Source organism: Acidovorax sp., assembly GCF_021287135.1.
Classification (GTDB): domain Bacteria; phylum Pseudomonadota; class Gammaproteobacteria; order Burkholderiales; family Burkholderiaceae_C; genus Acidovorax.
On the sequence record NZ_JAJTBB010000002.1, the window covers coordinates 1 to 13,492 of the forward strand.

The window sequence follows — 13,492 nt, forward strand, 5'->3', positions numbered from 1 at the left end:
CTACCGACAAGCCCAGGGTGGCCCCCTGGGCGCAGGAGGTAGTACCGCGCGAGACCGGTTTATCGCGCGTTGCAGCCGATGCTCCTTCTGCCGCGCAGACTCCTAGCGCCCCCTGGCGCCCGCACACCACGACAGGACACCACCCATGCACGAAACCATTGCCGCCTTGCCGGAAGCGCCCTCCGGGCCCGCCACGCCGCGCCGCGCGGGCAGCGAGGCCGCGCTGCCGCCACGGCAGCCGCGGGTGCGCATGGAAGTGCAGATCGACCTGGCCTACGACATCCTGGACGCCCAGGGTGCGGATTTCGTGTTCAACATCCACGCCGCCGAGACGGCCTGCCAGACCGTCCTGGCGGAACGGCTGGTCCTGAACCAGGACATTGCAACCGAGCTGCACACCGACCCCGCCACGCGCAATCGCACCCTGCGGCTGCACGGCGAGCCGGGCACGCTGGAGCTGTCGTACTGCGCCACAGTGGACATCGCGCACCACCGCAGCGACCCGGCCATGCTGGCCGAAGTGCCCGTGCGCTACCTGCCGCCCGAGGTGCTGGGCTACATCTACCCCAGCCGCTACTGCCAGTCCGACCGGCTGCTGCGCCTGGCGGCCAACACCTTCGGTGCCTTGCCGCAGGGTTATGGCCGGGTGCAGGCCATTTGCGACTGGGTGCGGCAGCATGTGGCATTCACATCCAACACCTCCAACGTCAACACGGCCGCCGTGGACACGCTGATCGAGCAGGTGGGCGTGTGCCGCGACTTTGCCCACCTGATGATTGCGCTGTGCCGGGCGGTGAACATCCCGGCCCGCTTCACCACCGGCACGGACTACGGCGCCGATCCGGCCCTGGGGCCGCCCGACTTTCACGCCTACGTGGAGGCGTACGTGGGTGGCCGGTGGTACCTGTTCGACCCCTCCGGCACGGCCATTCCCCAGGGGCTGATGCGCTTCAGCACGGGCCGCGACGCCGCGGACGTGGCCTTTGCCACCCTCTTTGGCGCCGTGCGCGCACAGGCGCCCGTGATCCGCACCCGCGCCCTCGAAGACGCCGAGCGCGGCCTGGTGCTGCCGCAGCATGGCGTGCTGGCGCTGTCCACCGATCCAGGCCCCGGCGCACAGGCCGCGCGGGCGGCCTGAAGCCTGTGGAAAAAGACCCTTCGCCCGGCTGTGGCCTAATATCCCCCTTTTTCTCCACTTTCTCTGAGACCTACCATGGGCAACAAGATCGTCACCGAAGCAGACCGCAAGCGCACTCCCCAACCCCAGCCCCTGCCCGGCTACACCCTGCGCACCCCTGGCCGCGGCCAGCGCGTGAGCCTGGAGCGCGGCGTGGCCACGCGCAGCAAGAAGAACCCCGGCAAGCGCTCCAAGAAGGGCGGCTGATCGCCGAGCCACCCGGGCCTGGCGACTGTCGGCCCGCGGACACTCCCGCAAAAAAGCCCTCGCAAGAGGGCTTTTTGCTGGGCGCCAGCACCGCGCGCCCGTTGCAGCAGGCAGGCGGCTGCTGTTCCAATAGCCGCCATGATCACCGTCCACCACCTCGAAACCTCGCGCTCGCAACGTGTCCTCTGGCTGCTGGAGGAGCTGGGCGTGCCCTACGAACTCAAGATCTATCCGCGCGACAAAGCCACCAAGCTGGCCCCGCCGGAACTCAAGAAGATCCACCCGCTGGGCAAGTCGCCCGTCATCACCGACAACGGCCTGGTCATTGCCGAGTCTGGCGCCATCATCGAATACCTGGTGGAGACCTACGGCGCGCAGGCCGGCGGCGACCTGGCCCACCTGCAGCCCGTGCGCGGCACGCCCGAGCACCGGCAATGCCGCTTCTGGATGCATTACGCCGAAGGCTCGCTGATGAACTGGCTGGTGATGAAGCTGGTGTTCATGACCATCCCAACCCAGCCCATGCCCTTCATCGTGAAGCCGATTGCCAAGGCCCTGTGCGCCAAGGTGCAGGACAAGGTCATCGACCCGAACGTGAACACCGCGCTGGAATTCATGGAGCAGCACCTGGCCCAGCACACCTGGTTCGCGGGCGAGCACCTGACCATGGCGGACTTTCAGATGAGCTTTGCGGTGGAAGCGGCGCTGTCGCGCACCGGCAAGGCCAGCGCCTGCCCGCACCTGCAGGCCTACCTGCAGCGCATGCAGGCCCGCCCGGCCTACCAGCGCGGCATCGCCAAGGGCGGGCCGGTGGTGATGGGCGCCTGACACCCGGCCCGGGGTTCCGTCCAGCGCTCAGCGCACCCCGCACACCCGCGCGCCGGGGTCGTTGTGCGCCAGTTCGCGCTCGTTCTTGGCTTCGGCCACCGCCATGTCGCGCGGCAGGGTGACGCCGTTCTTCACGGCCAGGATTTCGGCCATCACGCTCACCGCGATCTCGGGCGGCGTCTTGCTGCCGATGTAGATGCCAATCGGCCCGCGCAGGCGCGCCAGGCTGGCTTCGGTCTGCTCGAAGTGCTCGATCATGCGGGCACGGCGCGCCTCGTTGTTGCGGCGCGAGCCGATGCCGCCCACGTAGAAGGCGTCCGTTTCCAGCGCTTCCAGCAAGGCCAGATCGTCCAGCTTGGGGTCGTGCGTGAGGGCCACCACGCAGGTGCGCCGGTCGGGGTGGAAGGCGCGCACCACGTCGTCGGGCATGTCGCTCACCACCGTGGCGCCGGGCACGTTCCACGCGCCGCGGTATTCCTCGCGCGGGTCGCACACCGTGACGGCAAAGCCGCTGAACAAGGCCATGGTGGCCAGGTACTCGGCCAGTTGCCCGGCGCCGATGAGCAGCATGCGGTACTCGGGGCCGAAAGTGTTGGTGAGCTGCACGGCATCCACCACCAGGTCGGCGGGCGCGGCGGCGGGCTGCAGCGTCACCGCGCCATCGGCCAGGCGCACGGTGCGCTGCACCAGGCGGCCAGCCTCCAGGTCGGCAATCAGCGCGGCCAGGCCGGCAGGGTCGGGGTCGTATTCGAGCAGCAGCTCCAGCGTGCCGCCGCAGGGCAGGCCAAAGCGGTGCGCCTCGTCGGCCGTGACGCCGTACTTCACGAAGGACGGCGGCCCGCTGGGAATGCGATGGTCGTGCCCGGTGGCACCGGCGTGCTCTTGCGCATAGGCGCGCGTGTGCCGGTCGATCAGATCATCCTCGATGCACCCGCCGGACACCGACCCCACCACCGCCCCGTCCTCGCACAGCGCCATGATGGACCCGACCGGCCGCGGCGACGAGCCCCACGTGCGCACCACCGTCGCCAGCAGCGCCCGCCGCCCCGCCGCCCGCCAGCCCTGCAGCGTGCGCAACACCATCACATCGAGGTTTTCCATCGTTCATCCACTCGCTAAAGCTGCTTGACGCCGTTCTTGGGTCATCTTTCCGTTCTAGGCGCCCCCTTCCCGCGCAGCGAGGCGGAGCGAGAGAGGGGGGTGAACCTCAGTTCAGCCACCACGCTAGCAGGATCAGTGCGCCAGCGCCGGCCACCCACACCCATACCGGGATGCCGCCGTCAGGAATTTGCGCCTCGGCCGACGCGGACAGCGGGCTGCTGCCTGGGCCGGCAGCGGCGGCGGCAGCAGGTGCGCTGCCCCCTTCTGCCGGCTCCGCCATGCCCTGCACAGCGGCCGCCTCGGGGCGCGGGTAGCGGCGCTGCATCTCCTCGTCAAAGCGTTTGAAGAAGTCCTCGGCCATGCTTTTGGCGGCGCCGTCGATCAGCCGCTGGCCCAGCTGGGCAATCTTGCCGCCGACGGTGGCGTGCACGGCGTAGTGCAGCTCGCAGCTTTCCTGCCCGGCGCCGTCGGCCGGCAGCGGTACCAGCTTGACCTGCGCACTGCCCTTGCCAAAGCCGGCCACGCCGCCCGAGCCGTCGAAAGCGATGGTGTAGCTCTCGGGCGGCACGATGTCCGAGAGCGTGATCTTGCCCGCGAACTTGGCCGACACCGGCCCGATCTTGAGCGCCATGGCCACGCTGTACTGGTGTTCGCCCGTGGGCTCGACCTTGTCGCAGCCGGGGATGCACAGCTTGAGCACTTCGGGGTCGTTGAGCGCGTCCCAGGCCTGCTGCTGGGCGACGGCAAGGGTGCGGCTGGCTTGCATTTCCATGGTGAGTCCTCTCGTTCTTTCAGCGTCTCAACCAACGCGACTGCGTGGGATGGGCGGCGTACACGCACCCCCGTCCGTTCGTGCTGAGCCTGTCGAAGCATTGCGCTGCGCTTCGACAGGCTCAGCGTGAACGGTTGGGGTGGCATGCATGGGGCGGCGCATCTTTGTCTATCGGTATCCGACCTGTCACTGCCGCAGAAGCGTGGCCAAGCTGGCCGCCAAATCCTGCAGCCGGGCGAGGTTGTGCACCGCCAGCATGCCGTGAGCCTGGCGGTGCAGCGCCGCGGCGCCGCGGGCCGTGGGGGCGTAGCCTTCATAGCGCAGCAAGGGGTTGAGCCAGAGCAGGCGGCGCGTGTGCCGGCGCAGCCAGGCCAGCTCACGCTCCAGCAGCGCGGGCTCGCCGGTGTCCAGCCCGTCGCTGATGAGCAGCACCAGCGTGCGCCGCCCCACCAGGCGCCGGGCGTGCTGCTGGCGCAGCGCGGCCAGGCTGTCGCCCATGCGCGTGCCGCCGGCAAAGTCGGCAATGGAGTGGCCGGCCGCCTGCAGCATGGCGTCGGTGTCGGCCAGGCGGAAGGCGGGCGTGAGGTCCGTGAGGCCCGTGCCGAACGCGAACACATCGCGCCGCAGCCCGGGCCCTGCGTGGCGGGGGGCGGTGGCGGCGTGCAGAAAGGCCAGCAGCAGGCGCGCATACCGCTCCATGGAGCCTGACACATCCACCAGCACCAGCAAGGGCAGCGGCTGCTGGCGCCGCTGCAGGCGCGGCAGAGCCAGCAGTTCGCCGCCTGTGCGCGCGGCCTGCTGCATGGCGCCGGGCCAGTGCGGCCGGCTGCCGCGCCCGCCGGGCCGGGTGCGGCGCGCCGCGTAGTGCGGCAGGGGCAGCGCAATGTCGCGCGCCAGGCGCTCCACCAGCTGGTATTCGCTGGCCGAGAGCTGGTTGAAGTCCGCATGGTGCAGGCGCTGGCGGTCGCTGGCCGTCATGGCGGCGTCGAAGTCGATCTTTTCATCTTCGCGTGCAGGGGGCGCATTGCGCGCAGCCCGCAAGGGTGCCAGGGCCTCGCTCACGCGCGGGCGGCGCTGGGCGGGTTCGGCCTTGGCCTCGGCGCTGGGCAGCATCTGGGCCAGCAGCTTCTGCGCGATGTCGGGGTTCTTGAAGTAGGCATCGAACAGTTCGCGAAAGACCGCGCGATCTTGCTCGCGGCTCACCAGCACCGACTCCAGCGCGGCGCCGAAGTCCTCGCGCGCCAGGCCCGCCAGCATCACGGCCTGCTGGGCCAGAGCCATGCGCGATGCATCCACGCGCACGCCGGTGCGGCGCAGCGCGCGGCCGAAGCCGGTGAGGTTGTCGGCCAGCTTGCCGGCGCGGGCATCGCCGAGTTGGGAGATGGTTGTGCCTTTCGTCATGGTCGCGGCTTCACAGATTCGTTTGCACACAGGTTGCGAAGGCGCATTCGATCGTTCCAGGCCGTTCGGGCTGAGCCTGTCGAAGCCTCGCGCTGCGCTTCGACAGGCTCAGCGTGAACGGTCTCGGAGGTTGGAAGGCTGGCAGTCCACTGAATCCGAGAAATCGGCGGTGCGCCGGGGCTGCGGCGGGCGGGCGGCAAGGCGCCTGGCGCAGTCAAGGCTGGCTGCCTTGACAAGGCAGGCAACGCCGCCGAGCGCCTGCCGCAACCCCGGCCCACAGGGTGAGGGACTGGCAAGGCCGCACTCGTCGTTGCCGTGCTCGCCGGGTGTCCAACCCGGCTGCGCCCGGCGTCTAGATTGCGGCCTTGCCAGACCCTCACGCACCGCCGATTTCTCGGATTCAGTGGACTAGGCATCACGAATCCGCAGGCTGCAGCAGCTGCGCCGCCATGTCGCGCGTGAGCGCGGCCACGTCTTCGCGCTGCTTGAACAAGATGCCTGCGGTGTCGGACACGACCTCCGGGTCCACCACGATGGTGTCCAGCGCCACCAGCGCCCTGGCCCATTCCACGCTCTCGGCAATGCCCGGCGCGCGCTGGAAGGCGTTGGCAAACGGCTGGCTGCGCAGGCGGCCCACGAACTCGGCCACCTGCTGCGCCAGCGCCGCGCTGGCGCCGGGCACCTGCGCGCGCACGATGGCCAGCTCGCGCTCGCGGTCGGGGTAGTCAAGCCAGTGGTACAGGCAGCGGCGCTTGACGGCGTCGTGCAGGTCGCGCGTGCGGTTGCTGGTGAGCAGGGTCACGGGCGTGGCCTGCGCGTGCACGGTGCCGATCTCGGGAATGCTGACCTGGTACTCGCCCAGGTATTCCAGCAGGAAGGCCTCGAAGGGCTCGTCGGCGCGGTCCACCTCGTCGATGAGCAGCACCGCCCCCGGCGCAGGGGCCTGCAGGGCCTGCAGCAGTGGGCGGCGGATGAGGTAGCGGTCCTGGTAGACCTCGCGCTCCACCTGCGCCATGTCGGCGGCGCCTTGGCCTTCCGCGGCTTTCATGTGCAGCAGCTGGGCGGCGTAGTTCCACTCGTACAACGCCTCGCGCTGCTCCAGGCCGTCGTAGCACTGCAGGCGGATCAGCCCGCGCCCGAGCACTTCGCTCAGCGCCCGGGCCAACGCGGTCTTGCCCACGCCGGGTTCGCCCTCCAGCAGCAAGGGCCGCTGCAGCTGCAGCGCCAAGAACACCGCCGTGCCCAGCCGCCGGTCGGCAAAGTAGCCCACGGTTTGCAGGGCCTGCAGCAGGGCATCGACGGAGGCGGGGGAACTCATTGCTTCTCTTTTGATAGCTGCTTGCGCTTACTGTATAAGCCTCAGAGGCCAATTTGATTCAAAAATCGTAGGTCGGGTTAGCCCGTGAGGGCGTAACCCGACACCACCGCACGGGGCGCAGCGAACCACGTCGGGTTACGCCCTTTGGGCTAACCCGACCTACCCGGATGCTAGGCGCCCAGCATCTTCTGCACGGCCCGCTGCGTCTGCACGCTGATCAGGTTGGCGCGATAGGCGGCACTCGCGTGGATGTCGCTGTTCAGCTCGCTCGCGTCGATCGCCACGGCGGCTGCGGACTGCGGCGTGAAGCTCTGGTTCAGCGCCGCCTCCAGCCCCGCATGGCGGAACACGCTGGCCGCCGCGCCGGTGATGGCCACGCGCACACCAGCGTCCGTCTGCGCCACGAACACCCCCACCAGCGAAAAGCGCGAAGCCGGCTGTTTGAACTTCAGGTAGGCCGCACGTTTCGGGATGGGGAAGCGGATGGCCGTGATGATCTCGCCCTCTTCCAGCGCCGTGGTGTACATGCCCAGGAAGAAGTCGTCAGCTTTGATATCGCGGCGGTTGGTGATCACCGTCGCCCCCAGGCCCAGCACGGCGCTCGGGTAGCAGGCGGCGGGGTCGTTGTTGGCCACCGACCCGCCCAGCGTGCCGCGCGCGCGCACCTGGCGGTCGCCAATGTGCGCGGCCAGGTCGGCCAGCGCGGGGATGGCGGCTTTCACGTCCGCGCTGCTCGCCACATCCATGTGGCGCGTCATGGCGCCGATGACGAGGGCATTGCCTTCGCGGCGGATGCCCGCCAGCTCGGCGATGCCGTTCAGGTCCACGATCTTCTCGGGGTTGGCCAGGCGCAGGCGCATCGAGGGCAGCAGGCTCTGCCCGCCCGCGAGCAGCTTGCCTCCCTGGGCAATCAGCTGTGCGGCTGCGGCGGTGGACGAAGGCGCTTCAAAGGTGAATGCGTACATGGTCGAATCTCCTTATGCCTTGGCCGACTGGATGGCTTCCCACACGCGGTGCGGCGATGCTGGCATGTCGAACTCCTTCACGCCCAGCGGGCGCAGCGCATCGAGCACGGCGTTGATCACCGCGGGCGGCGAGCCGATGGCCCCGGCCTCGCCGCAGCCCTTGGTGCCCAGCGGGTTGTGCGTGCAGGGCGTGCAGACATGGCCGAGCTTGAACTCGGGGAAGTCATCCGCGCGCGGCATGGCGTAGTCCATGAAGCTGCCAGTGAGCAGCTGGCCGGTCTCGCGGTCGTACACGCAGTTTTCCAGCAGCGCCTGGCCGATGCCCTGCACCAGCCCGCCGTGCACCTGGCCTTCCACGATCATGGGGTTGATGATGGTGCCGAAGTCATCCACCGCGGTGAACTTGTCCACGCGCGTACTGCCCGTGGCCGGGTCCACTTCCACTTCGCAGATGTAGGTGCCTGCGGGGAACGTGAAGTTGGTGGGGTCGTAGAAGGCCGTCTCGTTGAGCCCAGGTTCGAGCTTGTCGAGCGGGTAGTTGTGCGGCACATAAGCCGTGAGCGCCACCTGGCCGAAGGGGATCTTCTTGTCCGTGCCGCGCACGGTGAATTCGCCGCCCGCAAAGTCAATATCGGCGTCGCTCGCCTCCATCAGGTGCGCGGCGATCTTCTTGGCCTTGGCCTCGATCTTGTCCAGTGCCTTCATGATGGCCGCCCCGCCCACGCTGATGGAGCGCGAGCCGTAGGTGCCCATGCCAAACGGAACGCGGCCCGTGTCGCCGTGCACGATGTCCACGTTCTCCACGGGGATGCCCAGGCGCCCGGCCACCACCTGCGCGAAGGTGGTCTCATGCCCCTGGCCGTGGCTGTGCGAGCCCGTGAACACCGTCACGCTGCCCGTGGGGTGCACGCGCACCTCGCCGCATTCAAACAAGCCTGCGCGCGCACCGAGGGCGCCGGCGATGTTGGACGGGGCAATGCCGCAGGCCTCGATGTAGCTGCTGTAGCCGATGCCGCGCTTGAGGCCCTTGGCCTCGCTGGCCGCCTTGCGTGCGGCAAAGCCCGCCACGTCGGCCAGTTGCTGCGCTTGCGTCATGCAGGCGTGGTAGTCGCCCACGTCGTACTGCAGCGCCACGGGCGTCTGGTACGGCCAACTGGTGATGAAGTTGCGCTTGCGAATCTCATCCTGGCCCAGGCCCAGCTCCCAGCCGCAGCGCGACACCAAGCGCTCCAGCAGATACGTGGCCTCGGGCCGGCCGGCGCCGCGGTAGGCATCCACGGGCGCGGTGTTGGTGAACCAGGCGTCGACCTCCACGTACACCTGCGGCGTGCTGTACTGGCCCGCCAGCAGCGTGGCATACAGGATGGTGGGCACGGCCGTGGAAAAGGTGGAGAGGTAGGCGCCCAGGTTGGCATCGGTGTGCACGCGCAGGGCCAGGAACTTGCCATCCTTGTCCATGGCCATCTCGGCGTGGCTCACGTGGTCGCGGCCGTGCGCGTCACTCAAGAACGCCTCGCTGCGGTCGGCCACCCACTTGATGTTGCGGTTGAGCTTCTTTGCGGCCCAGGTCAGGCACACGTCCTCGGCGTACAAAAAGATCTTGGAGCCAAAGCCGCCGCCCACGTCCGGCGCGATCACGCGCACCTTGTGCTCGGGCAGGCCCAGCACGAAGGCTGTCATCAGCAGGCGCTCCACGTGTGGGTTCTGGTTGCTGACGTACAGCGTGTACTCGTCGCTCGCGCGGTTGTAGCTGCCGATGGCCGCGCGCGGCTCCATGGCGTTGGGGATCAGGCGGTTGTTGACCAGGTCGAGCTTGGTCACGTGCGCAGCGTTGGCAAACGCCGCATCCACTGCGCCCTTGTCGCCAATGGCCCACTTGTAGCAGTGGTTGTCAGGCGCGATGTCGTGCAGCGCCGCGCCGGCCACGCTGCCAGCCGCCGCATCGGCCACGCTGACCACGGCGGGTAACACGTCGTAGTCCACCTCCACCAGCTCGGCCGCGTCGCGCGCCTGCTGCTGCGTGAGGGCCACCACCATGGCCACATGGTCGCCCACGTAGCGCACCTTGCCCTGCGCCAGGATGGGGTGCGGCGGCTCCTTCATGGGCTGGCCATCCGTGCTGGTGATGAGCCAGCCGCAGGGCAGGCCGTTGATGTTGTCGGCCGCCACATCGGCGCCGGTGAACACGCCCAGCACGCCCGGGGCGGCCTGGGCGGCATCGGTGTTGATGCTGTTGATCCTGGCGTGCGCGTGCGGCGAGCGCACGAACACCGCATGGCTTTGCGCGGCCAGCACCACGTCGTCGGTGTACTGGCCCGCGCCGGTGAGGAAGCGGTAGTCCTCTTTGCGCTTCAGGGATTCGCCAATGTGCGGCAGCTTGGAAAAGTCGGATGCACCCATGGTCGTTCTCCTTTTTCCGGGTTATGCCGAAGCCATGGCTTTTTGGCCGACCCGCACTGCGCGCACGATGTTCTGGTAGCCCGTGCAGCGGCAGATGTTGCCTTCGAGCAGTTCGCGGATCTCGCCCTCGCTCGCGTGGGGGTGGCTCTTGCACAGGTCCACCGCGCTCATCACCATGCCGGGGGTGCAGAAGCCGCATTGCAGGCCGTGGCATTCCTTGAACGCTGCCTGCATGGGGTGCATGGTGCCGTCCGCCGCGGCCAGGCCTTCGATGGTGACGATGTCGGCGCCCTGCGCCTGGGCCGCCAGCATGGAGCACGACTTCACCGCGCGCCCATTCACATGCACCGTGCAGGCGCCGCACTGGCTGGTGTCGCAGCCCACGTGGGTGCCGGTCAGCTGCAGGTGCTCTCGCAGCGCATGCACCAGCAGGGTGTTGGGAGGAACGTCAACACTGGCCGCGCGCCCGTTGACCGTGAACTGGACTTGCATCTGGCTGTCTCCTCAAACGAGTTTGTGGATGAATCGGCTAAGCCGCTGCATCTTCTGCCTCGCCTCTTCCCACATTCCTAGGGACAACCCTGAATCCGCCGTGCTGCGCCGTGGATATTCTCAAAATGAAACATGTTGCGCCGCACACTGGCGCATCATCGGCGGCCTGCAGGATGGCTTCGGGAACGATCGCTCATCCGCTGCACGTTTGCCGACGCCGCCCCATCGGAAACCTGGACCGGACCCGCCATGCACAGTGCCGCCGCCCTTCCCGCCGTCGCCCCCCTGGCTGGCACCGACCGGCCCGAGCGGATTGCACACGCGCGGCGCACGCTGCTGGAGCAGGGTGGCCTGTCCGCGCACGCCGACGTGGAGCCCTGGATTGCGCGCTCCTGGCAACGCTGCCTTGCACGGGGTTTGCAGCCCACGCAGCGCGTCGTTTTCGACGTGGTCACTGCGCAAGCGCTGCGCCGCAGCCAGGATGAAAACCACGAGCTGCTGCGCGCCGCGCGCCCTGTGCTGGCCCAGCTTGCGCGGGCCATCGGCGGCATGCGCTACTTCGCGCTCCTCACCGACGCGCACGGTGCCGTGGTGGACGTGCAAGGCGCACTGGACCGCCACGACCCGCGCGCCCGCGCCATCGGGCGCGTGGGCATCGACCTGTCGGAAGCCGCCGTGGGAACCACCGCCATCGGCGCCGCGCTGACCGAGCTGCAGCCCGTGTGGCTGCACCGGGGCGAGCATTTCTTTGACGACAACGGCGCCTACAGCTGCGCGGGCGCCCCCTTGTTCGGCCCCCATGGCCAATGCATGGGCATGCTGGACCTGACGGGTGTCGACGTGCCCGAGCGGCCCGAATTGCGCCATCTGGTGGCCCGATCGGCCCGTGCCATGGAAGACGCCCTGCTGCAGCAGCGCCCACACGCCCTGCTGCTGCGCCTGAACTGGCCCGGCAGCTCGCTGGGCGGCGAAGGCGATGGGCTGTTGGCGCTGGACCGCGACGGGTTCGTCGTCGGCACCAACAGCATGGCCCGCCAGCTGGTGCCACAACCGCTTGCCGCCCACGAAATCCCCGCCCATGCCAGCGACCTGCTTGCGGTGCCGTGGGCCAGCTTGTTCGATGCCGCGCGGCGCCCGGCGCAACCCCTTGATTTGCCGCTGTGGTCGGGCTTGCGCCTGCAGGCCCTGGCGCAGCGGCCGGAGCTCGCCCCCGGCACCCAGCGCCCGGTGCCTGCGCTGGCGAGCATGCCCGCCGCGGGCGCTCCGCTGCGCGAGGCCGAGACCGCCCTGATTCGCCTCGCCGTGCAAAACGCCCGCGGCAACGTGGCCGAAGCCGCCCGGGCCCTGGGCATCAGCCGCGCCACGGTGTACCGCAAGCTGGGGCGCTGACCGCCCCGGGGACCTGCCGCGGGCCCGCTAAAAAATTCATTAAAAACGGGCTCCATCGCCCGTCCCATTTGGTCGAGCAGCTATCATAAATATAGCAAACAAAGGCGCCCACCGCTGGCACCTCATCAGCCATCAGATATCGGCCAAGGCCAGCACCACCGCGTGGTCCTCCACCACCAGCACCACCGGGCTGCCCACGCGCAAGCCACTGCGGGGCACCGCAAAGCCCACCATCTGCAGGCCCCCGGCGAGTTCGGCAGACACCTCGTCGCCCGATTCCCCCCGCACCACCCGCGTGGCCCGGGCCAGCAGGCGGTGTGTGCCGGGGGCGCCCGCGGGAGCCGCCGCCGTACCACGTGCCGCCCGCTCGACCCGCACGCCCGTGGCCTTGCACAGCGCCTGCAGAGCCAGGCCCGGCTGCAGGCCGAGCAGTTCGGCGCTTTCGCGCGTGATGCGCGAGACCAGCGCGGCGGGCTCGACGCCATCGCCATCCCCCGGGCCCCCGTCACCCCAACCCAGCCGAAGGTGGACCCCGACGATCTGCCCTTGCGGCACCAGCCGCTCGACCACACAGGGCAACTGGTTGCGCATGCTGGTGCGCACTGCCAGCCGCGCCAGCGCCGGGCCCGCGTGCGGCGTGGCCTGCCACCGTGACAGCACCGCCCCACGCGCCTGCGCCATGGCATCGGCCGCCACCAGCAGCTGGCGCCCAGCGTCCGTCAACTGCGCGCCGCCGCCGCCAGCCCCGCCCACGGCGCGTGCCACCAGCGGCGTGCCCGCCAGATTGGTCAGCGTGTCCACCGCCTGCCACGCCGCTTTGTAGCTCACGCCGACGGCCCGCGCGGCCTGCGAGATGGAACCGCTGGCGCCGATCTGGCGCAGGATGTCGATGCGTTTGTCGGTCAGGGCGTGGCCCAGCGCATCCGTGAGTGAGGGTGAAGCGGACATGCGCCGATGATGCCTGAGCGCCCCTTCAGGCCCCCTTGCGGCGCAGGCCGGCGGCTGGCTGGGCCCGCTTTTGCTGGCGCGCCAGCGCACCGTCCGCCGCGGCCTTCAGCAGGCGCTGGAACGACGGGCACTGCGCATGGCTCTCGGCCGGGCAGGCAGCCGCGTGGCGCAGGCCATTGCTCATGGCCTTGAGGCGCTTGACCATGCCGTCGAGTTCATCGGCTTTGGCCGACAGCAGCTGCCGATCGATGCGGGGCTCGCCACTGGGCAGGAACATCGCGCGGATCTCGTCCAGCGAGAAGCCCGCCGACTGCCCCAGTGCGATCAGCGCGAGCTGGTCCAGCACACCCGGCGCAAACCGGCGGCGCTCGCCCGGCTGCCCCACCGAGCGAATCAACCCCTTCTCTTCGTAATACCGCAGCGTGGAGGCACGCAACCCGGCGCGCCTGGCCACTTCGGAAATATCCATCCCAGACCCCTTGACTTCAAGTTGA

13 protein-coding genes are annotated in these 13,492 nt (G+C 69.2%); 4 read left to right on the top strand and 9 right to left on the bottom strand.

Annotated features, from left to right (window positions below; genetic code table 11):
* Nucleotides 1-250 precede the first annotated feature (250 nt).
* From LWW96_RS00105 to LWW96_RS00115, 3 genes are all read left to right on the top strand, one after another.
* On the top strand, nt 251-1,138 hold the full coding sequence (locus tag LWW96_RS00105; RefSeq protein WP_291483529.1) for a transglutaminase family protein: 888 nt from the start codon (nt 251-253) through the stop codon (nt 1,136-1,138).
* Between the two features lie 75 nt (nt 1,139-1,213).
* Entirely contained in the window at nt 1,214-1,384 is a 171-nt protein-coding gene (locus tag LWW96_RS00110; protein WP_174240364.1) for a hypothetical protein, read from the top strand.
* Between the two features lie 138 nt (nt 1,385-1,522).
* Nucleotides 1,523-2,212 (top strand): glutathione S-transferase, encoded by a 690-nt coding sequence (locus tag LWW96_RS00115; RefSeq protein ID WP_291483479.1) that lies wholly within the window; start codon nt 1,523-1,525, stop codon nt 2,210-2,212.
* A 27-nt stretch (nt 2,213-2,239) separates the two neighbouring features.
* Here LWW96_RS00115 and LWW96_RS00120 read toward each other — a convergent pair whose 3' ends face one another.
* The 7 genes from LWW96_RS00120 to LWW96_RS00150 all read right to left on the bottom strand — a co-directional run bounded on the left by LWW96_RS00120 (nt 2,240) and on the right by LWW96_RS00150 (nt 10,661).
* Entirely contained in the window at nt 2,240-3,313 is a 1,074-nt protein-coding gene (locus tag LWW96_RS00120; protein WP_291483481.1) for an XdhC family protein, read from the bottom strand.
* A 106-nt stretch (nt 3,314-3,419) separates the two neighbouring features.
* Complete coding sequence (locus tag LWW96_RS00125) at nt 3,420-4,085, bottom strand: carbon monoxide dehydrogenase subunit G (protein WP_291483483.1); 666 nt, start codon at nt 4,083-4,085, stop codon at nt 3,420-3,422.
* A gap of 186 nt (nt 4,086-4,271) precedes the next feature.
* Complete coding sequence (locus LWW96_RS00130) at nt 4,272-5,486, bottom strand: VWA domain-containing protein (RefSeq protein ID WP_291483485.1); 1,215 nt, start codon at nt 5,484-5,486, stop codon at nt 4,272-4,274.
* Nucleotides 5,487-5,901: 415 nt separating this feature from the next.
* The gene (locus tag LWW96_RS00135; RefSeq protein WP_291483487.1) at nt 5,902-6,804 is read right to left on the bottom strand and encodes a MoxR family ATPase; all 903 of its coding nucleotides are present in this window, start codon (nt 6,802-6,804) and stop codon (nt 5,902-5,904) included.
* A gap of 170 nt (nt 6,805-6,974) precedes the next feature.
* Nucleotides 6,975-7,769 carry a xanthine dehydrogenase family protein subunit M gene (locus tag LWW96_RS00140; RefSeq protein ID WP_291483489.1) on the bottom strand — a complete coding sequence of 265 codons (795 nt, stop codon included), beginning with the start codon at nt 7,767-7,769 and terminating at the stop codon, nt 6,975-6,977.
* Nucleotides 7,770-7,781: 12 nt separating this feature from the next.
* Nucleotides 7,782-10,169 (bottom strand): xanthine dehydrogenase family protein molybdopterin-binding subunit, encoded by a 2,388-nt coding sequence (locus tag LWW96_RS00145; RefSeq protein WP_291483491.1) that lies wholly within the window; start codon nt 10,167-10,169, stop codon nt 7,782-7,784.
* Nucleotides 10,170-10,190: 21 nt separating this feature from the next.
* The gene (locus LWW96_RS00150; protein ID WP_291483493.1) at nt 10,191-10,661 is read right to left on the bottom strand and encodes a (2Fe-2S)-binding protein; all 471 of its coding nucleotides are present in this window, start codon (nt 10,659-10,661) and stop codon (nt 10,191-10,193) included.
* A 249-nt stretch (nt 10,662-10,910) separates the two neighbouring features.
* Here LWW96_RS00150 and LWW96_RS00155 point away from each other — a divergent pair, with 249 nt between their 5' ends.
* The gene (locus tag LWW96_RS00155; RefSeq protein WP_291483495.1) at nt 10,911-12,050 is read left to right on the top strand and encodes a helix-turn-helix domain-containing protein; all 1,140 of its coding nucleotides are present in this window, start codon (nt 10,911-10,913) and stop codon (nt 12,048-12,050) included.
* A gap of 132 nt (nt 12,051-12,182) precedes the next feature.
* Here the strand turns inward: LWW96_RS00155 and LWW96_RS00160 are convergent, their stop codons facing one another.
* On the bottom strand, nt 12,183-12,998 hold the full coding sequence (locus LWW96_RS00160; protein ID WP_291483497.1) for a TOBE domain-containing protein: 816 nt from the start codon (nt 12,996-12,998) through the stop codon (nt 12,183-12,185).
* Nucleotides 12,999-13,023: 25 nt separating this feature from the next.
* Nucleotides 13,024-13,467, bottom strand: a complete 444-nt coding sequence (locus LWW96_RS00165) for a helix-turn-helix domain-containing protein (RefSeq protein WP_291483499.1) — start codon at nt 13,465-13,467, stop codon at nt 13,024-13,026.
* Nucleotides 13,468-13,492 lie beyond the last annotated feature (25 nt).